Origin of the sequence: Rahnella sp. BIGb0603 (genome assembly GCF_024808755.1) — a bacterium.
In the GTDB taxonomy this organism is placed as follows: Bacteria; Pseudomonadota; Gammaproteobacteria; order Enterobacterales; family Enterobacteriaceae; genus Rahnella; species Rahnella contaminans.
This window is the reverse complement of the sequence record NZ_JANUEX010000009.1, coordinates 63,730-85,974: the sequence shown is the minus strand read 5'-3', so window position 1 is coordinate 85,974 and position 22,245 is coordinate 63,730. Positions and strand designations below refer to the sequence as shown.

Annotated in this window: 15 protein-coding genes; 4 read left to right on the top strand and 11 right to left on the bottom strand. The window is 52.2% G+C overall.

Annotated features, from left to right (window positions below):
• Positions 1-110: 110 nt before the first annotated feature.
• The gene (greB, locus tag M2403_RS20880) at positions 111-584 is read right to left on the bottom strand and encodes a transcription elongation factor GreB (protein ID WP_165060991.1); all 474 of its coding nucleotides are present in this window, start codon (positions 582-584) and stop codon (positions 111-113) included.
• 272 nt (positions 585-856) lie between these two features.
• On the opposite strand from greB, the gene M2403_RS20875 reads away from it, so the two are divergent.
• Both M2403_RS20875 and pbpC read left to right on the top strand, forming a co-directional pair.
• Positions 857-6,874 carry an MG2 domain-containing protein gene (locus M2403_RS20875; RefSeq protein WP_259230799.1) on the top strand — a complete coding sequence of 2,006 codons (6,018 nt, stop codon included), beginning with the start codon at positions 857-859 and terminating at the stop codon, positions 6,872-6,874.
• A 59-nt stretch (positions 6,875-6,933) separates the two neighbouring features.
• Positions 6,934-9,303 (top strand): penicillin-binding protein 1C, encoded by a 2,370-nt coding sequence (pbpC, locus tag M2403_RS20870; RefSeq protein WP_259230798.1) that lies wholly within the window; start codon positions 6,934-6,936, stop codon positions 9,301-9,303.
• Between the two features lie 38 nt (positions 9,304-9,341).
• On the opposite strand, the gene M2403_RS20865 is transcribed toward pbpC, so the two are convergent.
• The 4 genes from M2403_RS20865 to M2403_RS20850 all read right to left on the bottom strand — a co-directional run bounded on the left by M2403_RS20865 (position 9,342) and on the right by M2403_RS20850 (position 14,375).
• On the bottom strand, positions 9,342-10,433 hold the full coding sequence (locus M2403_RS20865) for a fimbrial protein (protein ID WP_152327531.1): 1,092 nt from the start codon (positions 10,431-10,433) through the stop codon (positions 9,342-9,344).
• Between the two features lie 10 nt (positions 10,434-10,443).
• Positions 10,444-12,975 carry a fimbria/pilus outer membrane usher protein gene (locus M2403_RS20860; protein WP_259230796.1) on the bottom strand — a complete coding sequence of 844 codons (2,532 nt, stop codon included), beginning with the start codon at positions 12,973-12,975 and terminating at the stop codon, positions 10,444-10,446.
• 62 nt (positions 12,976-13,037) lie between these two features.
• A complete protein-coding gene (locus tag M2403_RS20855; RefSeq protein WP_259230794.1) occupies positions 13,038-13,724 on the bottom strand; it encodes a molecular chaperone in 687 nt (228 codons plus the stop codon).
• 96 nt (positions 13,725-13,820) lie between these two features.
• Positions 13,821-14,375 (bottom strand): fimbrial protein, encoded by a 555-nt coding sequence (locus M2403_RS20850; protein WP_152327528.1) that lies wholly within the window; start codon positions 14,373-14,375, stop codon positions 13,821-13,823.
• 652 nt (positions 14,376-15,027) lie between these two features.
• On the opposite strand from M2403_RS20850, the gene ompR reads away from it, so the two are divergent.
• Complete coding sequence (gene ompR / locus M2403_RS20845; RefSeq protein WP_009635740.1) at positions 15,028-15,747, top strand: two-component system response regulator OmpR; 720 nt, start codon at positions 15,028-15,030, stop codon at positions 15,745-15,747.
• Positions 15,744-17,105 (top strand): two-component system sensor histidine kinase EnvZ, encoded by a 1,362-nt coding sequence (gene envZ, locus M2403_RS20840; protein ID WP_165061008.1) that lies wholly within the window; start codon positions 15,744-15,746, stop codon positions 17,103-17,105. The genes ompR and envZ overlap by 4 nt, the downstream gene beginning before the upstream one ends.
• 353 nt (positions 17,106-17,458) lie before the next feature.
• Here envZ and M2403_RS20835 read toward each other — a convergent pair whose 3' ends face one another.
• The 6 genes from M2403_RS20835 to yrfG form a co-directional block, all read right to left on the bottom strand.
• Positions 17,459-17,938 (bottom strand): type II toxin-antitoxin system VapC family toxin, encoded by a 480-nt coding sequence (locus M2403_RS20835; protein ID WP_165061011.1) that lies wholly within the window; start codon positions 17,936-17,938, stop codon positions 17,459-17,461.
• A complete protein-coding gene (locus M2403_RS20830; RefSeq protein WP_165061014.1) occupies positions 17,935-18,147 on the bottom strand; it encodes a FitA-like ribbon-helix-helix domain-containing protein in 213 nt (70 codons plus the stop codon). The genes M2403_RS20835 and M2403_RS20830 overlap by 4 nt, the downstream gene beginning before the upstream one ends.
• Positions 18,148-18,260: 113 nt before the next feature.
• Positions 18,261-19,883, bottom strand: coding sequence for a phosphoenolpyruvate carboxykinase (ATP) (gene pckA, locus M2403_RS20825; RefSeq protein ID WP_165061017.1), 1,623 nt, complete (start codon positions 19,881-19,883; stop codon positions 18,261-18,263).
• Positions 19,884-20,122: 239 nt separating this feature from the next.
• Positions 20,123-21,007: an Hsp33 family molecular chaperone HslO gene (gene hslO / locus M2403_RS20820; RefSeq protein WP_259230789.1), complete on the bottom strand. Its 885-nt coding sequence runs from the start codon at positions 21,005-21,007 to the stop codon at positions 20,123-20,125.
• 21 nt (positions 21,008-21,028) lie between these two features.
• Positions 21,029-21,433, bottom strand: a complete 405-nt coding sequence (hslR, locus tag M2403_RS20815; RefSeq protein ID WP_259230788.1) for a ribosome-associated heat shock protein Hsp15 — start codon at positions 21,431-21,433, stop codon at positions 21,029-21,031.
• Between the two features lie 24 nt (positions 21,434-21,457).
• Positions 21,458-22,147, bottom strand: a complete 690-nt coding sequence (gene yrfG, locus M2403_RS20810) for a GMP/IMP nucleotidase (RefSeq protein WP_152327521.1) — start codon at positions 22,145-22,147, stop codon at positions 21,458-21,460.
• Positions 22,148-22,245 lie beyond the last annotated feature (98 nt).

Here is a 22,245-nt window from a genome sequence, read left to right as displayed (position 1 = left end):
ATCAGTTTTTCGTTAGTGAGTGACGTAAATACAGGGCACCGTTATACGATTTGAAGGCTGAAAATGCCAGCCGTCGGGACGATGTGCCTCACGTTTTGGGCGTTATCTGATTATTTGCCGTAGTCGATTTCATTGACGTACCAGGTCGCATCGCCGACCGGCGTGGTGACCACCAGACTGTCGCCGACTTCCTTTTTCAGCAGCGCGCGCGCCATCGGGGAGTCGATAGAAATGTAGTCTTTACGGCCAAAGATTTCGTCATAACCGACGATGCGGAAACGCTTGATGTCGCCGTCGTCATTTTCCACTTCCACCCACGCGCCAAAGAACACTTTGCCGTCCTGTTGTGGCGAATAATCGACAATGCGCAGCTGTTCCAGACATTTGGTCAGATAGCGGATGCGGCGGTCGATTTCACGCAGGCGTTTCTTGTTGTACTGATAATCGGCATTTTCACTGCGGTCACCCAGACTGGCGGCCCAGGTCACCTTTTTGGTGACTTCCGGACGCTCCTCGCGCCACAGAAAATCCAGCTCAGTTTTGAGCTTGTCATAGCCTTCGCGGGTAATCAGTTTGGTCTTCATGTTACCTGTCGCCTTCCACACAGTTATCTTCCAATATCCTTCGCCATTGTTTCACACAATTGCGCCGCTGACAGTGCAGAAATTGGTCGAAAAAACGGTCGGGCTGCTACGCTTTATATGATGGCTTTTTAGTCGGATAGTTATTATCCTTCGCCGCGCTTCTTGCGAATTTTATATTCCGTAACACATTTCGCAATATTCTGAATTTCAAAATATTTTTCTTAAATATCACTTCAGATTATGGGTCATAGGGATTAGGGGTACAGTTACAAATGGATTTACTCAGATTCTTACTTCGTTTGCCTTTTACATTGATAAAAGGCCTCCTTCGCGCGATGGCTTTCATTTTAAGTCTGCTCGGGCGCGTCATTAAACCTGTTGTCGGCAATATCGACTGGCGTGCGCCGGTCTGGTGGACGGCAATGTCCGGCTGGCTGAAGCGCGGATTTACGCGCATGGAAAGCGGTGTCGATAAACACCCGAAAGCCATCAGTCTGGCTATTCTGGTGTTGCTGTGCGCGGCAGGTGCGGGCGTTTACGGCTGGCACTGGTGGTTAAACCGTCCGCAGCCGATCGAACCGGCACCGATGGTGTATCAGGAAACCAGCGTGCGGGTCAGCAACCCGGAAGCGATTAATTATGCCGCGCAAAAAATTGCGCCTCAGCAGGCCATTTTTAATTTTAGAAATTCAGCTGCGCCGCTGACGGATGTCGGCAAAGTGGTCGAAAAAGGCATTTCGCTGAAACCGGCAACCGAAGGTGAATGGAAATGGATCAGCGGTTATACGCTGGTCTTTACGCCAAAAAATCCGCTGCCGATGGGCACAAAATACGAAGTGGGTTTTACGCCTGACGTACTGCTCGCGCCGCAAATCAAACTGGCGACCACGCGTTATGAATTCACAGCGCCTGCGTTCGATTATCAGTCCGGGACCGCCGAGTATTATCAGGACCCGCAGGATCCGCAAAAACGCAGCGCGATTTTCAACGTCAAATTCAATGCGCCGGTGGATGTGGCCAGTTTTGAGAAACAAATCTCTCTGGGCCTGAGCGAAGGGAAAGTCAAAACGGAATCCAAACTCAATTATTCCGTGGTCTACGACCAGAAAAAACTCAACGCCTGGGTGCATTCCGAACCGCTGAAATCGCTCGATCACGGCGGCTCTGTTCACATGACGATAGGCGAAGGCGTGAAGGCGTCGGTGGCATCAAATGCAACCACGCAGGCGCGTAACGTCTGGGTTTCCGTGCCAACGCTTTACAGCCTGGCCGTGAGTGACGCCAGCGCGCAGGTAGTCGATGCCGACGGCGCGAAAGGTCAGCGTGCGCTGATTATCGGGTTCAGCGATGCGGTGAAAGATAAAGATATCCGCCGCGCGGTAAAAGTCTGGTTGTTACCGCAGCACGATCCGAACGATTCAGACGCCGCAACCGGCCCGGACGATTACGCCAGCTGGAATGTGGACAGCGTCGAAAATAACGTGCTGGCGCAATCCACGCCGCTGAATATTCAGCTGAACGAAGCCGAAAGCGACTATCAGCCGCAGTTCAGTTTCCGCTTCGATGCACCGGCGCACCGCGCCATGCTGGTGGAGATCGACAATGTGCTGACGTCTTCCGGCGGCTATAAAATGCCGGAAAAAGTCTACCGCATTGTTGAAGTCCCGGATTATCCAAAGTCTCTGCAATTTATGTCGCAGGGTTCGCTGCTGTCGGTGAACGGTGACAAACAAATCAGCGTGGCCGCGCGTAACGTGCCGGGAATGCGTCTGGATATCAAACGCGTAATCCCGAGCCAGCTGCAACACATCGTGTCATTTAAAAGCCGTGAATATTCGTCGGCGGAATTTAACCGTCTGAACGACGAGTATTTTACCGAGCATTTCAAATATCAGACGGCGGTAAATAACGACAAGCCGGGTGAAGTGAATTATCAGGGCGTCGATCTTTCCCGTTATCTGTCCACCGATCCGAGTTCGCATCGCGGCGTATTCCTGCTGACGCTGTCGGAATGGGATCCGAAGAAGAAAGAAGAAAAACCTGCGACCGATGACGACGGTTATCAGTATCAGGATGACGATCAGAGCGAAGACGAAGCGCCGGTCGGCGATTCCCGCTTTGTGGTGGTCACCGATCTGGGGATTATTGCCAAGCGTTCGCAGGATAAAACCCGCGACGTATTTGTGCAGTCAATTCACAGTGGTACGCCGGTCAGCAACGCCAAAGTGTCGGTTATCGCGAAAAACGGCGTCACGCTGCTGACGCAAACCACCGGCGCTGACGGACATGTGCGTTTCCCGGCGCTGGATGTTTATACCAGCGAACGCCAGCCAGTGATGTTCCTGGTCGAAAAAGAGGGCGACGTATCCTTCCTGCCTGCCGACCGCAATAATGACCGCGGCCTCGATTTCTCGCGGTTCGACGTGGATGGCGAAGAAACCCCGAACGACCCGCGCACGCTGAGCAGTTATCTGTTCTCCGATCGTGGTGTTTATCGTCCGGGTGACACTTTCAACATCGGTCTGATCACCCGCGCCGCCGACTGGAGTATGGGCCTGGCCGGTGTTCCCGTGCGCGCTGAAATTCATGACCCTCGCGATAAGCTGATGAGCACAGTTCCGCTGACGCTTGGTGCCAGCGGTTTCAACGAGCTGAGTTATACCACCGACGACAATTCACCGACCGGTGAATGGAACGTCTATCTGTATCTGATCGGCAAAGACAACGAATCTTCCGTGCTGCTGGGCCACACCTCAGTCAACGTGAAAGAGTTCGAGCCGGACCAGTTGAAAGTGAAACTGCAACTGACGCCGGAACGTAACCAGGGCTGGGTGAAACCGACAGAATTGCAGGCCAATATCGACGTGCAAAACCTGTTTGGTACGCCAGCGCAGGATCGCCGCGTGACGTCGAAACTGACGCTGCGCCCGATGTATCCGAGTTTCGACACGTTCCCGGACTATGCGTTTTACGAGAATCGCCAGAACAGCGACGGGTTTGAAACCAATCTGGAAGACCGCACGACGGACGAAAAAGGCACGGCGAATATTCCGCTGGATCTGAAATCTTATGCCGATGCGACGTATCAGCTGCAACTGCTTTCAGAAGCCTTTGTGGCCGGTGGCGGGCGTTCAGTCTCTGCGACCGCGCGGGTTCTGGTTTCGCCGTACGATTATCTGATTGGTGTGAAACCGGACGGCGATTTGGGGTACATCAACCGCGGCGCGGTTCGTCATCTGAATGTGATTGCCGTTGATCCGACCCTGAAACAAATTGCCCTGCCTGCGCTGAAAGTGGCGCTGATTGAACAGAAATACATTTCGGTTCTGACTAAGCAGGATTCCGGCGTTTATAAATATCAGTCGAAAATGAAGGAAGTGCAGCTTTCGGAACAACCGCTTTCGCTCACCGCGCAGGGCAACGACCTGACGCTGGCAACCGACAAACCGGGGGATTTCGTGCTGGTGGTAGAAGACGCGCAGGGCAAAGTGCTTAACCGTATTGCGTATACCGTCGCGGGCAACGCCAACCTCAGCCGTTCGCTGGATCGCAACGCCGAACTGAAGCTGAAACTCAATCAGGCGGAATATCAGCCGGGTGAGGAAATCGAGGTTTCCATCAACGCGCCTTATACCGGCAGCGGGCTGATCACCATCGAGAAAGATAAAGTTTACAGCTGGCAGTGGTTCCACACGGATACCACCAGTTCCGTGCAGAAAATCCGCGTGCCTGCGGGCATGGAAGGGAACGGCTACATCAACGTGCAATTTGTGCGTGATGTGAATTCCAATGAAATCTTTATGAGCCCGCTGAGTTACGGCGTGATGCCGTTTAAGATCAGCACCAAAGCGCGCCAGAACTATCTGGAAGTGGATGCGCCGGAAGTTATTAAGCCGGGCGAAAACCTGGCGATGACCGTCATGACTGATGGCCCGCAGCAGGTAGCATTGTTTGCCGTGGACGAAGGTATTTTGCAGGTGGCGCGTTATCGCCTGAAAGATCCGCTGGAGTATTTCTTCCGCAAACGTGAGCTGGGCGTGGAAAGCTCGCAAATCCTCGACCTGATCCTGCCGGAGTTCAGCAAGCTGATGCAGCTGGCGGCAGCGCCGGGCGGTGACGGCGGTGAAGGGCTGGATCTGAACGTCAATCCGTTCAAACGCAAGCGCGACAAACCCGTGGCGTACTGGTCGGGTATTACCGAAGTGAACGGCGAGAAGCAGTTTGATTATCAGGTGCCGGATTACTTCAACGGTAAAATCCGCGTGATGGCGATTTCCGTCACACCGGACAAAATCGGCAAAGCGCAAACCTCGGCGACAGTGCGCGATAACTTCATCATGACGCCAAACGTGCCCGCAATGGTCGCGCCGGGCGATGAGTTTGATGTCAGCGTCGGCGTGAGCAATAACCTCGAAGGGCTGAACGGCAAGAGCGTGGCCATCTCCGTGCATCTGGCGGTGCCGCCGCAGCTGGAAGTGGTCGGTAAAGCGGATCAGAACCTGTCTCTGGCTGAAAAACGTGAAGGCGTGATTAATTTCCGTCTGCGCGCTAAAGCCGTGCCGGGCGATGCGCCGCTGGTCTTTGAAGCAACGTATGCCGATAAAACCAGTCGCCGCACCATCAGCACATCGGTTCGCCCGGCCATGCCGTTCCGCACGCAGTCAGTGATGGGGCGTATGAGCGGCAGCAGCCAGAACGTCGATAACCTGCGTCAGATGTTTGATGCCTATGCGGTGCGCAAAGCTGCGGTTTCCAACTCTCCGCTGGTGCTGACCAACGGGCTTTCACAGTATCTGGCGGATTATCCGTATTACTGTTCTGAGCAGATTGTCAGCCGTTCGATTCCGATGATCCTCGAAGGTCAGCATCCGGAAATGAAAGGTTCGCTGAGTCAGGCGGATACAAGCAAAAAACTGAAAGACATGCTGGCGATCCTGCGTTCACGTCAGAACGACAGCGGCGCGATTGGCCTGTGGCGTTCGTCGCCGCAAACTGATCCGTTCGTCACACCTTACGTGGTGCAATATCTGCTGGAAGCCAAAGTTGCGGGCGTTGCATTACCGGCCGGTATGCTCGATGAAGCCAATGCGGCACTGCGCGAGCTGGCGGCCAGTCAGAGTGATGATTTGTACTCGCTGCGTCTGCGTGCCTGGGCAGTTTATCTGCTGACGCGTCAGGGTGAAATCACCACAAGTTCGCTGGCGTCGGTGCAGGACACGTTGCAACAACGCTATCCGGACACCTGGAAAACCGATCTCAGCGCGCTATATCTGGCCTCGTCCTATCGCATGCTGAAAATGGATGATGAAGCCAATACCTTGTTGCAGCCTACGTGGAAGCAGCTGAGTAAGGCGTATGACAAAGCCTGGTGGACGCAGAGTTACTTTGATCCGCTGGTTCAGGACGCGACGCGTTTGTATCTCATCACGCGCCACTTCCCGGAAAAAGTCTCCGCCATTCCGCCGCAGGTACTGGAAAATATGGTTAAAGCGCTGAAAGAGGAGCGTTATACGACCTATTCTTCGGCGATGAGCATTCTGGCGCTGGAGAGTTATTCGGCCGAAGTTGCGGCGCAGGCTACGGCACCGGACGCGCTGAAAATCACGCAGATCAGCAAAACCAAAAATGTTGAACCTCAGTTGATTTCCAGCGTTCAGGGGCTGTTTGCGAAAGCCAATTTCACCGCCGATGCGAAAGCATTACGCGTGGAAAATGGTAACGACGCACCGGCGTGGTACGTGGTGACGCAGGCCGGTTTTGACCTCGCCGCGCCGAAGAAAGCCATTTCGCGCGGGCTGGAAATTACCCGTGATTACACCGATGAACAGGGTAAACCGGTCACACAAATTACACTGGGACAGAAAATCAACGTACACCTGAAAATCCGCGCCAATTCGAAAGAAGGGCAGGATAATCTGGCGATTGTCGATTTGCTGCCGGGTGGATTTGAAGTGGTACAGCAATCGGCACCGGAACCGGAATCTGACAGCAGCGATGAGAGCAGCGATGCAGAAGCTTCTGCATCCTGGCAGTCACCGCTGGCAGCCTCTGGCTCGACGTGGGCACCGGATTACAGCGACATTCGCGAAGACCGCGTGGTCATTTACGGCAGCGCCAGCACCGATGTGCAGGAGTTTGTGTATCAGATCAAAGCCACCAACACCGGCAGTTTCATCATCCCACCGGCGTATGGCGAAGCGATGTATGACCGCGAAGTTCAGGCGCTGTCCGTCAGTGATCAAAAACTGGTGGTCGTCCCGGCAGATGAACCGGCTGTTGCTAAAAAATAATAGACCGCAGACTACGCCCCGGCTGTTTTGGCGGGGCGTAACTGACGCTGAGTAGCAAGATGAACACCACTCCTCCTTTTTTCAAAACAGCCAAACGCCTTCTGCAAAATATCGCCATGGCGGTTTTTTTACTGGCGCTGCTGCTTCTTGCGTGCCGCCTCTGGCCGCATCCGCCGCTTTCTCAGGGGCAACCTTTTTCATCCGTCTATTATGACCGGCAGGGTACGCTGATGCGCATCACGCTGGCGAATGACGATCGTTATCGCGTCTGGACGCCGCTGGAACAGGTTTCGCCGCTGGCGGTAAAAGGCCTGTTGCTGCACGAAGATCGCTGGTTTTACGTCAATCCGGGTTTCAATCCGTTCAGCCTGATGCGGGGTTTCTGGCGCAGTTATGTGGCGGGCGGAAAAATGCAGGGCGGTTCGACCATCACCATGCAGCTGGCGCGGATGCACTGGCATCTCAATACCCGAACGCCGTCGGGCAAAATCATGCAGGTTTTACGCGCGATCCAGCTGGAACTGAGTTACTCCAAGCACGATATCCTCGAAGCCTATCTGAACTACGCGCCCTATGGCCGCAACATTGAAAGCATCGGCGCGGCCAGCCTGATTTATTTCGACAAAGCCCCGAAAGACCTGACATTGCCGGAAGCGCTGACGCTGGCCGTTTTGCCGCAATCTCCCAGTTACCGCATCGACGCCAAAACCGGCGTGCTGGGCACGGCACTGACGCAGGCGCGTAACCGGCTGTTTGGCCGCTGGCAGGCGCATTACGCGACCGACAGCAGCCAGATTTCATTGTTCAAACTGCCGCTGGCGCTGCGTCAGCCGGAGCAGATGCCGTACATCGCCCCGCACTTTATCGAGCAGCTTCGCCAGCAAAATCAGCAGATGGTTCAGACCGATAACCGCGTGGACACCACGCTGGACGCCGGTTTACAGCGGTTGATCGAGCGGCAGGTCAACGCCTTTATCACGCGCAATGAAAGCCGCGGGATCCATAATGCCGCCGCCCTGCTGGTGGATACCCGCGACATGGGCGTGCGGGCACTGGTGGGATCGGCGGATTATTATAACCGTGAAATTCAGGGGCAGGTGAACGGCACGAACGCCAAACGTTCGCCGGGCTCGGCGCTTAAGCCTTTTATTTACGCGCTGGGAATGGAGCAGGGCGTGTTGCATCCGATGACCATCCTGAAAGATGTGCCTTCGGCGTTTGGGGCTTATGCGCCGGAGAACTTTGACCGCCGTTTTCTCGGGCCGGTGACGGCGACCGACGCCCTGAATTTCAGCCGTAATATTCCGGCCGTATACGTGGCCTCACAACTGCGTCAGCCGACGTTTTATCAGTTTCTGCGGCTTTCCGGTGTGGCGGATATGGCCAGTGAAAACCATTACGGCCTCTCGCTGGTGCTGGGCGGCGGTGAAGTGACGATGCAGGAACTGGCAAAACTGTATGCGCTGCTGGCGAACCGTGGTGTGCTGCAACCGCTGCGGATGCAAAAGAGCGATCCGGCTGTCGCGACGCCGGTCAGATTGCTCAGTGAGGAGGCCAGCTTTATGACGCTGGACATGCTGCGTCAGCACCGTCGCCCCGGTGATACGCTGGCTCAGCAGCCTTCCTCGTTGCCGGTTTACTGGAAAACCGGCACCTCGTGGGGGTTCCGCGATGCCTGGAGCGTGGGGATTTTCGGGCCGTACGTTCTGGTGGTCTGGGAAGGTAATTTCGACAGCAAAGGCAACAACGTCTTTGTGGGCGCTGAAGCCGCTGCACCGCTGTTCTTCAATATCATCGACAGTATTAATGCCAGCTATCCCGCTTTGCAGGAACCCCGGCATCCGTTCCCGAAACAGCTAAAACGGGTAGACATCTGTCTCGCCAGTGGGGACTTACCGACGCCGTGGTGCCAGCAAAAAGGCAAAACCTGGTTTATTCCCGGAAAATCACCGATCAAGGTCGATACGGTTTATCGCCCTGTCAGGCTGGATAAGCTGACCGGTGAAGTCGCGTGTCCGCCTTATGAAGAAAACGAAACCCGCACGGAAGTGTTCGAGTTCTGGCCGTCAGATCTGGCCAATGTGTTCGCTCAGGCGGGGCTGCCAAAGCGCAAACCACCGGTGAACCACTGTAAAGATGAGGGCGTGGAGGTCAGCGGAAATCCGCCGCGCATTACGTCTCCGCTCAAAAACACGGTCTACACCCTGCGGCAATCGCAGCAAGGACGCGACAGGATTTCGTTTAACGCGGTGACGGATGCGGACAGCAAGACGGTCTACTGGTTTGTCGATGATATTTACCTCGGCAGTTCCGCCAGTAAATCGGCTATCGACTGGCGGCCCATCAACAACGGGCAATATCGAATCCGCGCCGTCGACGATCATGGCCGCGCCGACAGCCGGTTAATCAGTATTGAGATTTTGAATTAAGAAAGGAAAACAGGCAGCGGGGACGCTGCCTGATTTAATTAACGGATATCGACTTTTAGCGTCGCCGTCGCTTCGAATTCGCCGGTATCGAGTTCACCGCCCACCAGATTGATTGGGAATGCGGTGAGGGTGACTTTACCCAACCCATTCTGATTCATGGGTAAAACGCCTTGTGCGAAGGGCATGTAGGTTCCACCGGCATCCTGCACCACAATCCCAATATCTGCCTTGTTATCGGAAGGGCGGCGGCGTGCAATCAGGTAATATTGATTCTCAACGTCCTGCCCCTCCAGAATCATCTCTAACTTATCGTTGTTGGGGATGACCGGTAACCCGCTTTTTGTGCAGTCATATTTGATATCAAAAGTTACAGGCCGGAAACCGTCAGGTGGCGTATTTATCTTAGTAAAACGACTCGCCTGAATTGTGCCAAACCTGACGGAGATAATTTCTCCCTGATTGATCTCACAGTTTTGTGGCACCGTAATTGTTCCGCTGAGATATAAAACTGCTACTGGCGATCCCAGCGGGGGAGCCGTTGTGTTTACCGTTGCCGAAGAGGCATAAACCCGGGCAATTTCAATGCGTGGAATAGTGAGTTCGCCAATAAAAGGTGTCGTAATGTAAAGGTCTACTTTGCCCTGCGAACCGGTGTTCAGGTTATCTTGTGTGCTTTGTTGAGCACAGATACCGGTGTTTTCCTTATCCCAATGATGTGTCCCGTCACTGACGGCTTTGCTGGTAGGAACGGTAACATTGCCATTTTTAGGGATGGCGACTTGGGTCATTACGTCAAGATGATCATTGATTTTGAAGTAGTCAGTGGTGTGACCTAGCGGCAACGAGGTTTGCAGACTGTACATTATCAGCACGCCATTCGCGCCTGATGCATCTGCCGCTGAACAGTTACAGCTAATTTGGTAGTTCTCCTGACTGCTGTTCATTGGCTCAGTGATAATGCTGCCTCGTGCATTCTCATTGCTACTCAGGTCACGCAGAATAGAATTTTCATAAGTTGCCGCACTGCCATTCCTGGGATCGCAGGTTGCCGATCCGGCGAATGCGGACAATCCATAGAGGCCTGAGAACCCCAGTATCAGTGCAAACAAAACGTTTTTTCTGTGGTTCATGTTTTTATCCTTAAATGCATGAGGCCGTGACGGATTGCACCGATGACGCAACGGACTTCAAATTTATGCTGGCTTTGCACTGCTGGTTTGCCGCAATACCCCACTTCACATGTAAATCCACCTGTTCGCCCGTTTTTATTCCGGAGAGATAAAGGACGCCGCCATCATCTACGATGTTTTCCAGCGATTGATCTTCACTGACTGCGACGGCACCGAAAGGAACCGTCGTGCCGTCATTGCGTACCAGTTTGATTAAGGCGCGCACGCCTATGTGGGCATCAAAATGTGCCACAACCATTGCACCTTTATTGGGAATGACTAATTCAGATGTGTTAGTCACATCGACTTCATCAGGGAGGGTCGTTGTGTCGAGAACGATGCGATTTTCGGTATAAGACGTGAGATATGGAACGACCGCGTAGCCACGCCAGTCTGTTCTGAGGCCAGGAAGATTTTGTACTCTTGCACCACTTGCCCCATTAGCATCAATCAGGGCAAAAGAATCGCCCAAAGGTTGGGATAGCGTCACGCCATGGGCATGGGCAACGACGCCACCGGCAATGCCGTAACTGATTTGCTGCGAATCGTTGTCGTAATAATAACCGGTGTTCAGCGTGCCGTATGATGAACGATAGGAAGCATTAATATTGCTGCTGTCGGTTTCTCCCTGCTGCGTATGACTCTGCTGCAGTGAGTAACTGAGACGATGATCGTCCAGAGCGGTGCCGCTGAGTCCGATTTGCTGGCGTGTTTCACCCTCTTTATCGTGCGTAATATTATAAGTTGCCCAGCTTTGTGGCAGCCACCGGCTTAACGGAACGCGAATATTCAACGCTATCTGTTGATCGTTATCTTCTCCGTCAAGCTGGCTGTAGGAATAGGACAGGTTATAGCTGATTCCGTTAAAGGTAGAGTTCATTCCGAGGGAAATATTTTTCTCTTTGTTGCTATCACGCCAGTAGTCCTGCTGGTAGGCCGATGCATACATACTTGCGCCTTCCCACAGCGCCTGATTAACACTGACCTGATATTTGCTGCGCTTATGGCTATCTTGCGTTGCGTTATCCTGAGACTGATTCGCTTCATCAAAATCGTAGAAACCACTGGTGGAATAGCGGTAACTGGCGACGGAGAAGTTTGTATCCGTCGTCTCGATATTTTTAGAATACTGAATACGATAAGACTGGCCGCTGCTGTTTTGATTGTTATCCAGCGTAGTTTGAGCCTGCGTGATATCGACAGAAACTGAACCTAAAGACAGTAAGCTGAATCCAACCCCCGCCATCCCCGAAAGATAATCTGGTGATAATAACGAACCGGCATACGTGGTGATCTCATTTGAGACTCCGTAAATCGCCGTGCCCTGAGCAAAGTCCGGCTTTTTGTCGCCATTATTATTTGAACGATAGCGCCCTGCGGTGCCGCTGTATTTTAGGCGTCCCGGACGTTGCATTACCGGTACTGCTGAAAAAGGCTGATTAAATCTGCGCTCAGTTCCGTCGGCTTCTGTAATTGTGACTTCCAAATCGCCGCTGTAAGAAGACGGATAAAGGTCGTTAATTTCAAATGCACCAGGCGCGACATAGCTTTGATAAATAATATATCCATCCTGACGGATGGTGACTTCAGCGTTAGAGTTCGCAATCCCCCGGATCGTGGGTGCAAAACCTCTCTGACTGTCCGGCAGCATATTGTCATCGGAAGCGAGCTGAACACCGGTGAATTGCAGGCTGGGGAACAGATCGCCGGGCGTGGAGCTTTCGCCGATCAGGAACTGGGATTTAAGGCTTTTGATATCACGCTGAGCATAAGTGGAAATGGCATCCCAACTTGGCTGGCCGTCACTATTGCTGTAAGTGCTGTAATTTCGAAAGCGCCATGGCCCCAGGTTTACTCCGTTTTGCATATTCAGGTATTGGCTGGAATCATCGCTGCCATTTTTATTTTTTCGCTGAGCCCCTGAAAAGGCATAGTTAGAAAATAAAACGGGAACACCGTCATCCCATCTTTTGGGATCGACATACCCGCTGGCTTTCTGATCCATTGCGGCTTGCGGAATACTGACATCAAGCCGCATCCGGTTAAAATCGAATTTAGCCGCTGCTGCTGGAATGTACTGTGCCAGAGGAGCCAGAGGCGCATCATGTTGATGATTGACCAGTGAAGGAAATGCATCCACCCTGACGTTCAGGGCTCTTAGTAAATCGGGGGTGATTTCCGGCGACAATGAGCCATCGGGCATCTGGTCATAACGAATTTCTTGCTGGAGTGCCTGCTCAAGGTTTACGTAAATAACAGTGTTGTAAACACCTGCCACCTGGGCCTTATCGCTTTTGGCAAAAATCGAGAGGTCCACGTCGTCAGTCTGTTGCCCGTTATGTTCGAGTAGTTGCGGGTCAAAATAGACATCCTCTGCCCGTGCAGCATCAATAATCAACGCCGTCAGCGGGAGAGTACAGCCCACGAATAACGTGAAGATATGACGTTGCAGGCGGGCGCAGTTTCCCAGTTTTTTTGCAGTCGGAGAACTATCCATTGTCATTGTCACTGAGTCCCTGAAGAGATTTCTGAAGCAGTTAAAATGTCAGGTGAAACGTTAAGTAATCAGAGCGTTCTCTTTTCGGGAGTTGTATCGCCGCCGTAATCATTAATTGCGCTCCACTCAACGGTATTGCCGGTGTTATTCGCGGGTAGTGTCACGTTGAGTTGGCCGCCAGGGGCAATCATGTCTGTATCCTTTAATACGGTATTGCCAACGGTCAGGTAACTGAACACGACGTAATAAGGTGAAGGGTTAGTGATTAGAAGCTGACCGCCGGAACGTGCGAACGTCAGCAACTTATAGGCGTCATAAGGCTTCCCCTGTAATTTTTCAGGGCGGTAAAAAAGTTTTATTCTGGTCTTAATAACTAATCTTAATTCGTTAATGTCATTTTTTGGGGTAGAGGGAATTGCGCGTACATTAATATAAAATATGGATTCTTTATCTTGCGGTAATTCCCCTCCTGTATATGAAATACGAAGGTTGTTTTCATCATTGGCATTCAGGCGAAAAAGCGGAGGGGTGACAACAAAGGGGCCGCGGGTTTTACCGTCTCCATTATCAATCCATGACTGAATCAGAAACGGTTTGTTTTCCGATTTGTTGCTAAGGGGCAATGAAGCTTCTTTTTTATTGGCATCATAAATAACCCGGGTGCGCCCGACAAGAATCCCACCACCATAACTTAGCTGAATAGAAAGGAAAAATAGAAGAGTTAACTGAATTAGCCGTTTGATTGCATTGCGCATGTGATTAATCGATCCAGTAATGAATAGGCCTTACATTTTTTTCATAATAATTAATCTGGCAGGCTCACTGACTGAGCCTGCCAGTTTCATAGCGGATTAACGATAATCGAGGGTGACGTTGACACTGGCATCAGCCGGGCCCGGAATGATGTCATCCGGACTTTTGAAAGACTGATAGTTTGCGAGCAAATTGACATCCATTGTTGCTGTTTTTATATCGTAAGTGATCGTCGGTAATGTATTCAGCAGCATAACAGCTTTAGTATTAGCATCCATAATTTGAATACCTACACCATCTGCCATCGTATCGCCGAAGCTATTGCCTAATTTCACAAGGTTAGGATGAGTTGCATCAACAGCTTCAGCCTCAAGCCATATGCGGAAATGTGGAAGAGGGTCACCCTCTTTTTGTGCTACAGGACAGTTAGCCAGCGGAAGAGTGAATGGAATATTTGGGGAGGTATCGCCAATCTCCCTAAATTGAGCAGCTGAATATGTCCCTAACGGAACGTCAACGTCATTGCCCCCATTAATAACACATGCAGTTTTAATAATTGCGCCAGAGAAGTTGATTCGCCCATCAATTGCATAGCTATTCCCGGCTAATGCCAGAAGTAACCCACCTACCATGAGTTTGTATGTCGTTTTCATTGTTGCGTCCATTCTGAAATAAAACGTTGAAGGTTATTCTGCGGAGTTTATCAGGATTTGCGTAATATTACTGATCAAATTTACGCAGAAAAACATTCTATCAAGTGTTTTATGTATTGGGTAGTACGCATTACTCAGTTGAATTACACGCTGTTTTAAAATCGATCAATTATATTCATATGGATGATCGTTAGTGCTTTCTAATTCAATTAATTTATTGTTTGTTTTAACGATAAATACGCTGTGTATATATTCTAAAGAAACAATTAATATGTTCTCTTTAAATAAATAATTTAATCATATTCCAATGGTCTTGAGACGGTTTAAAGTAAACCGGGGAGCATTAATAGCGTTTTTTACAGATCTTTTTAAGAATGAAATCTTTCATTAAAATCTCACGTTCTTTCGATACAGAAAGCAGATCGGGTGGTTTTTAACCATAAGACAAAAGGGAAGGAGGGATTCACTTCTGCCTTGCCCAGGGAAAACCCAACTCAGGAGGCAGAAGATTGCTCTGATATTGTTGATAAATTAGGAAAACCATATCCATTGTTACAATTTCGTCTAGAATATATACCAATAAACGCTGTCTGTTTTGATTGATATTTCTAACAATACAAGCTTCAGGCATTCACGCCTTTGGGAGAGTTACATGCAAGAAAATCACAAGATTCTGGTGGTCGATGACGATATGCGCCTGCGCGCACTATTGGAGCGTTATCTGACTGAACAGGGCTTCCAGGTGCGTAGCGTTGCCAATGCTGAACAGATGGACCGTTTGCTGACCCGTGAGTCATTCCATCTGATGGTTCTGGACTTGATGTTGCCTGGCGAAGATGGTTTGTCTATCTGCCGCCGCCTGCGCAGCCAGAGTAACCCGATGCCGATCATTATGGTCACGGCAAAAGGCGAAGAAGTTGACCGTATCGTGGGCCTCGAAATTGGTGCCGACGACTATATTCCTAAGCCGTTTAACCCGCGTGAATTGCTGGCCCGTATCCGTGCGGTACTGCGTCGTCAGGCGAACGAGCTGCCGGGCGCGCCTTCTCAGGAAGAAGCCGTGATTTCCTTTGGTAAGTTCAAGCTGAACCTCGGTACCCGCGAGATGTTCCGTGAAGATGAGCCTATGCCGCTGACCAGCGGTGAATTCGCCGTACTTAAAGCGCTGGTGAGCCATCCGCGTGAGCCGCTGTCCCGTGACAAGCTGATGAATCTGGCACGTGGTCGCGAATACAGTGCGATGGAGCGTTCTATCGATGTGCAGATTTCCCGTCTGCGTCGCATGGTAGAAGAAGATCCGGCGCATCCGCGTTATATCCAGACCGTCTGGGGCCTGGGCTACGTATTTGTGCCGGACGGCAGTAAGGCATGAGACGAATACGCTTTTCACCGCGTAGCTCGTTTGCCCGAACACTGTTATTAATCGTCACCTTGCTGTTCGTCAGCCTGGTGACGACCTATCTGGTGGTGCTGAACTTCGCCATTCTGCCAAGCTTGCAGCAGTTCAATAAAGTCCTGGCGTATGAAGTCCGTATGCTGATGACTGACCGGCTGCAACTGGAAGATGGCACGTTGCTGGCCGTGCCGCCTGCGTTTCGTCGCGAGATTTACCGCGAACTGGGCATTTCGCTTTACACCAACTCTGCGGCTGAGGAGAGCGGTCTGCGCTGGGCGCAGCACTACGAATTTCTCAGCCAGCAGATGGCGCAACAGCTTGGTGGCCCGACGGATGTGCGCGTTGAGGTCAACAAAAATACCCCGGTTGTGTGGCTGAAAACCTGGTTGTCGCCTGACATCTGGGTACGCGTTCCTCTTACCGAAATCCATCAGGGCGATTTCTCGCCGCTGTTCCGCTATACGCTGGCGATTATGTTGCTGGCCATTGGTGGTGCGTGGCTGTTTATCCGCATCCAGAACCGACCCCTTGTCGAACTGGAGCATGCAGCTTTGCAGGTCGGGAAAGGCATTATTCCGCCGCCATTGCGGGAATACGGCGCTTCCGAAGTGCGTTCCGTGACGCGTGCCTTTAACCAGATGGCTGCCGGTGTGAAGTTGCTGGCTGATGACCGCACGCTGCTGATGGCCGGTGTTAGCCATGACCTGCGTACGCCGCTGACGCGTATCCGCTTAGCAACAGAAATGATGAGTGATGGTGACGGTTATCTCGCCGAGTCGATAAATAAAGACATCGAAGAGTGCAACGCCATCATCGAACAGTTCATTGATTATCTGCGCACCGGGCAGGAGATGCCGGCGGAGATCACCGATCTCAACGGTATTTTGGGTGAAGTGATTGCCACCGAAAGCGGCTACGAACGTGAAATTGATTCCGATCTGGCCGACGGTGAATTGCTGGTGAATGCGCATCCGTTGTCCATCAAACGCGCCGTAGTGAATATGGTGGTGAACGCCGCCCGTTACGGGAATGGCTGGATCAAAGTCAGCAGCGGACGTGAACTGCAGCGCGCATGGTTCCAGGTAGAGGATGATGGCCCGGGGATTGAGCCGGACCAACTCAAACATCTGTTCCAGCCCTTCGTGCGTGGCGAAAGTGCCCGTACTACCAGCGGAACCGGCCTGGGGCTGGCTATTGTGCAGCGTATTATTGATGCACATTCCGGGACTCTGGATATCGGCCGCAGTGACCGCGGTGGATTGAGGATCAGGGCGTATCTGCCATTACCGGTGGAGATGCTGCAGAAAGCTGCCGTAACCGTTACGGGTTCTTAAATTGGAAGAGTGGACGTTTCGGTTTTTCACTTGCAGTGATCGCTTGACGCGCTGCGCCGAAACCGACAAAAGAGGGCCAGGACGGCCCCTCTCTTGACTCTCCGCGTCTTTTTACAACCCGCGGTGTCGCTCGCAAAGTCTGTTTCAGCAACTTCGGTTATTGCCGCAGCGGCAAGATTTCGCGGCAATCGCAGGAGTTTCTGAAACATAGCCAGCGAGCGATAGCGCGTAGTGAAAGAACCGGTGATTCTGAAGAGGCGCGGCGATAGGCGCCTTTTGAGGCCGGTGTCTTGACCTAAAGGCCCGTTTGGGAGCCAGCCCTGGTTATTGCGGGATAAAACGCCTGCCTGCGTTTAACTTTTCCGACTCATCACATAATATTCCGCGGCTTCCTCCCGCCATCTTGGCGTCTCCGCCACATCCCACGGATTCACCAGCGTAATGCCGGTATGCGCAAACCGGTCATGGTGGTCTGTTGCCAGGCTGGCCTGGTGTTGCAGGCAAATCGCTGCCAGTTGCATCTCGCGTTCAGTCATCGCCACGTGCGCTTGTTTTGATAAAGCCGCTACGCGCACGTAATGCAGTGCGCTGGCGGCATCGAATGACAACAGGCGCCCCTTAAAATCCTGATTCAGCATGCCGAGCAACGCATCGGCGAACGCGGTTTTCGGGGCGTCTGCGGGTAAATTTTCCACCCAGGTAAAAAGTTCGGCGACCGTGAGGCTGGTCAGGTAAAGCTGAATGGCATCCTGTGCATCGAGCCACTGGAGAACGGTCTTCTGTGGTTTGCGGCTGATTATCTCAAGGATGATGGCGGTATTGAGAATAATCACTTGGGCGGCAGCTCCAGCAGCGTTGTATTCAGCGTGGCAAAACGCTGGCGGAGCTGGCTGCCGAGGCCAAAATCAGGGGGCGTGCTGGTCAGTGCCTGCTTCAGAATTAAACGCGCCTCCTCTTCCATTGAATGGCCTTTTTTGGCGGCGGCAATGCGCAGCAATTCCTTCACTTCGTCATCCAGATTGCGGACAGTCAGGGTAGCCATGTGAAATTCCTGTGAGAGCAGTGGAAGCATTGCTGTCATTCTGGAATGTGGCCGGGAGGGATGCAATAAAAAAAGGCGCGGAAGCCCGCGCCTGTGAAAGCAGAGATTATCGCTTAACGGTGCGGGCCTGCGCTCACCAGCGCTGCGCCTGCCGGTGTGTCCGTATATTTATCAAAGTTATCGATAAACAGCTGGGCCAGATGCTCGGCTTTTTCCTGCCACTGCTCGCGGCTGCCGTAAGTATTACGCGGATCCAGAATATGGCTGTCGACGCCCGGCAGTTCGGTTGGCACTGCCAGATTGAACAACGGCAGCGTGAAGGTTTCGGCGTCGTCGATAGTCCCGTTCAGAATCGCATCGATGATGGCGCGGGTGTTTTTCAGGGAAATACGTTTACCCGTGCCGTTCCAGCCGGTATTGACCAGATAGGCCTGTGCGCCCGCCGCTTCCATGCGTTTTACCAGCACTTCGGAATATTGCGTCGGATGCAGCATCAGGAACGCAGCGCCAAAGCAGGCAGAAAACGTTGGCGTCGGTTCATTGACGCCACGCTCGGTGCCCGCCAGTTTCGCCGTAAAGCCGGAGAGGAAATGGTATTGCGTCTGGGATGCAGTCAGCCGAGAAACTGGCGGTAATACGCCAAACGCATCAGCCGTCAGGAAAATGACTTTACTGGCATGCCCGGCTTTCGATACCGGTTTCACAATGTTCTCAATGTGATAGAGCGGGTAGGAAACGCGGGTATTCTCGGTTTTACTGTTGTCATCGAAATCGATTTTGCCGTCGGCGCTGACCACCACGTTTTCCAGAAGCGCATCGCGTCTGATGGCACCAAAGATTTCCGGCTCCGCTTCTTTGCTCAGTTTAATGGTTTTGGCGTAACAGCCACCTTCGAAGTTGAAGACGCCGTCGTCGTCCCAGCCATGCTCGTCATCACCAATAAGTTTACGTTTTGGATCGGTGGATAACGTGGTTTTGCCTGTGCCGGAAAGGCCAAAGAAGACGGCCACATCGCCTTTTTCACCCACATTGGCAGAGCAGTGCATCGACGCGATCCCCTGCAAAGGCAGCAGGTAGTTCATGACGGCAAACATGCCTTTCTTCATTTCGCCGCCGTACCAGGATCCGCCGATAAGCTGGATACGTTCGGTCAGGTTGAAAGCGATGAAGTTTTCGGAGTTCAGGCCCTGTTTCTGCCAGTCCGGGTTGGTGCATTTCGCGCCGTTCATCACGATAAAGTCAGGCTCGAAACCTTCCAGTTCACTGTCCGTCGGGCGGATAAACATGTTTTTGACGAAATGCGCCTGCCAGGCCACTTCCGTAATGAAGCGGACTTTCAGTCGGGAATTGGCGTTCGCACCGCAGAATGCGTCGACGATAAACAGGCGTTTTCCTGAAAGCTGATGGGTGACCAGCAATTTCAGTGAAGCCCAGATTTCCTGAGAAAGCGGTTTATTATCGTTCTTTCCTTTGCCCTGATCGGCCCACCACAGCGTGTCACGGGTGGTGTCATCGCGGACAATGTATTTATCTTTCGGCGAGCGGCCGGTAAAAATGCCGGTATCGACATTCACGGCGCCCAGCTCCGTCACCTGCCCGCGTTCAAAGCCTTCCAGACCGGGCGCTGTCTCTTCTTTGAAAAGAAGATCGTAATCAGGGTTATAGACGATTTCGCTGTTCTGATGGATCCCGTAACGGGCGAGTGTTTCGGCGGTGACCCCGATAGTGGTAGGCATTTCCCTGCTCCTTGGCCTGAATTAGAAACCCCAAAGCCTGAAGCATTAGGGATAAACTAGTTGTAATTGTAGGTATTTATCGCTTTTGAACCGCGATAGAACTCAAAGAATAACGGGAGATGTGAATATTTTTCCATAATTGTGATGAAAAACGCGAAATATGTGCAACGTTGGTTATATATAAGCAATAAAAAAGGGACTTTTCGGTGAAAAGTCCCTCAGATAGCGTGGGTTAACAATCAATGAATATGATCATTTCCCGGATGAACGTCGCCGTCCGCTTTCAGGGTAGCCAGATCCATCGCGTCAAACTCGTAGTCTGATCCGCAATAATCACAGTGCATTTCGATTTTCCCGTCAGCTTCCAGCATTTCCAGAATTTCTTCATCAGGCAGCGTCAGCAGGGCGCTGGCGCAGCGTTCGCGCGAGCAGGTGCAGCGGAAACAAACGTCCTGTGGCTCATACAGGGTGACTTCTTCCTGATGATAAAGACGATAAAGCACTTCGTTGGCCGGCAGGGTGAACAGCTCTTCTGCTTTGATCGTAGTGGTCAGCTGAGCAAGATGGCTGAATTCTTCCGGATCAGTATCTTCGGCTGGCAGCACCTGCAACAGCATGCCGCCTGCGGCTGGCTGGCCTTCAATTTCACCGGTACGGATAAAAATGCGGGTCGGCAGCTGTTCGGACTGCATGAAGTAGTTTTCCAGACACTCCGCCAGATTTTCGCCTTCCAGGCCGACGACGCCCTGATAGCGCTCGCCCACGCTTGGGGAAATGGTGATCACCATGTAGCCGTTGCCAATCATCTCTTTCAGCGAGCTGCCTTCAGCGATATCACCTTGCAGGCGCGCAATACCGCGCAGTTCCTGACGGTTGTTCCCGTTGATCACCGCCAGTTTCAGCGGGCCATCGCCTTGCAGCTGAACGGTAATGTCGCCGTCAAATTTCAGCGTGGCAGTCAGCAAGCTGGTAGCAACCAGCATTTCGCCCAGAAGATTACGGACTTCTGCCGGGTAATCGTGACCGGCAACGATCTGCTGGAAGGTTTCATTGAGCGCGACCAGTTCACCGCGGACGGCGTGGTTATTGAACAGGTAACGGTGCAGTTGGTCATGATTGGACATAATTTTCTCTCTCAGTGGCGATCACTCTTGATCGCCATATTTAAATTTGATCAGGTTGCGGCGTTCCTTTTTATCCGGACGTCTGTCCGGATGCGGCATCGCATTCATTTTCCGCGCTTCCGAGATTTTCTCCCGGCTGACGACGCTCGCGTCGGTTTCCTGATAAAGCGTCTGTGCTTCTTCCGCACTGCGGCGCTGAGTCGTCAGCCCCAGCACAATGATCGTTTTGGTGTCATTTCCCTGACGAAGGGTGATTTCGGCATTCAGTTCCATCAGCTTGCTGGGTTTTCCCCGCTGGCCGTTGTAATGCACTTTGCCGCCGTCAATCATCTCGCGTGCCAGCGCGCGGGTCTTATAAAAACGAGCCGCCCAAAGCCATTTATCGAGACGTACTGCATTAGCGTCTTCTTCCGTTTTGCCTTTCATTTTTCTCCCCTGAACATGCCGGTATTACCTGGCCGGGCCTGCCACGGGGTCAATCGAAGGCAACAGGCTGCGGAAGTCATTAATCGAGGGATAATCCTGAAATGACTTGTTTGCCAGGGTGGAATCCGGATTTTCTATACCCAGACAATAGCGGATACCGAAGGTTTTTGCCGCTTTCAGGATAGGTTCGCCGTCGTCGACAAATAATGTTCTCTCAGGATTAAAACCGGTCTGTTGTTGCACCGCGGACCACAACCGCTGATCTTCCTTCGGATAACCAAATGTGTGGGTGGAAAGTAATAAATCAAGGTGCTGATCCAGACCGGTATGTTCAATTTTAACCGAAAGGCTGTGCGGATGCGCATTGGTCAGCAAAATGGTGTGGCGTCCGGACTGTCGCAAATGGGTCAGAAAAGGCACCGTATCGTCGCGTAAACGTGCGTTTTTGCCGATGTTAGTGGTCATCTGGTAGATATCAAGATCTAACCGTTCGCTCCAGTAATCAAAGCAATACCAGTTCATGGTGTGCTGAACGGCGAGGTATTCGTCATGAATAATCCGGCGCGCATTCTCCAGCGGAATGGCGCGTTGCTGGCTGAGCGCCAGCGGCACATCCTGCAACCAGAACTGGCTGTCGAAGGCCAGATCCAGCAGCGTGCCGTCCATATCAAGTAAAACGGTGTCGATGTTGTTCCAGTCAAAATCAGGGGGCATGACAACTCCATGTCCTGGCGGCTGGATGCAAATCGGGCGGCGCAGGAACGAATGATGAAAAGCAGGGAAGGGCGTCAGGGTAACATAATCACTCACGG

Excerpts from the sequence above, each read along its gene's own strand:
- greB (WP_165060991.1), bottom strand. The coding sequence starts at position 584 with ATGAAGACCAAACTGATTACCCGCGAAGGCTATGACAAGCTCAAAACT.
- M2403_RS20875 (WP_259230799.1), top strand. The coding sequence starts at position 857 with ATGGATTTACTCAGATTCTTACTTCGTTTGCCTTTTACATTGATAAAA.
- pbpC (WP_259230798.1), top strand. The coding sequence starts at position 6,934 with ATGAACACCACTCCTCCTTTTTTCAAAACAGCCAAACGCCTTCTGCAA.
- M2403_RS20865 (WP_152327531.1), bottom strand. The coding sequence starts at position 10,433 with ATGAACCACAGAAAAAACGTTTTGTTTGCACTGATACTGGGGTTCTCA.
- M2403_RS20860 (WP_259230796.1), bottom strand. The coding sequence starts at position 12,975 with ATGACAATGGATAGTTCTCCGACTGCAAAAAAACTGGGAAACTGCGCC.
- M2403_RS20855 (WP_259230794.1), bottom strand. The coding sequence starts at position 13,724 with ATGCGCAATGCAATCAAACGGCTAATTCAGTTAACTCTTCTATTTTTC.
- M2403_RS20850 (WP_152327528.1), bottom strand. The coding sequence starts at position 14,375 with ATGAAAACGACATACAAACTCATGGTAGGTGGGTTACTTCTGGCATTA.
- ompR (WP_009635740.1), top strand. The coding sequence starts at position 15,028 with ATGCAAGAAAATCACAAGATTCTGGTGGTCGATGACGATATGCGCCTG.
- envZ (WP_165061008.1), top strand. The coding sequence starts at position 15,744 with ATGAGACGAATACGCTTTTCACCGCGTAGCTCGTTTGCCCGAACACTG.
- M2403_RS20830 (WP_165061014.1), bottom strand. The coding sequence starts at position 18,147 with ATGGCTACCCTGACTGTCCGCAATCTGGATGACGAAGTGAAGGAATTG.
- pckA (WP_165061017.1), bottom strand. The coding sequence starts at position 19,883 with ATGCCTACCACTATCGGGGTCACCGCCGAAACACTCGCCCGTTACGGG.
- hslO (WP_259230789.1), bottom strand. The coding sequence starts at position 21,007 with ATGTCCAATCATGACCAACTGCACCGTTACCTGTTCAATAACCACGCC.
- hslR (WP_259230788.1), bottom strand. The coding sequence starts at position 21,433 with ATGAAAGGCAAAACGGAAGAAGACGCTAATGCAGTACGTCTCGATAAA.
- yrfG (WP_152327521.1), bottom strand. The coding sequence starts at position 22,147 with ATGCCCCCTGATTTTGACTGGAACAACATCGACACCGTTTTACTTGAT.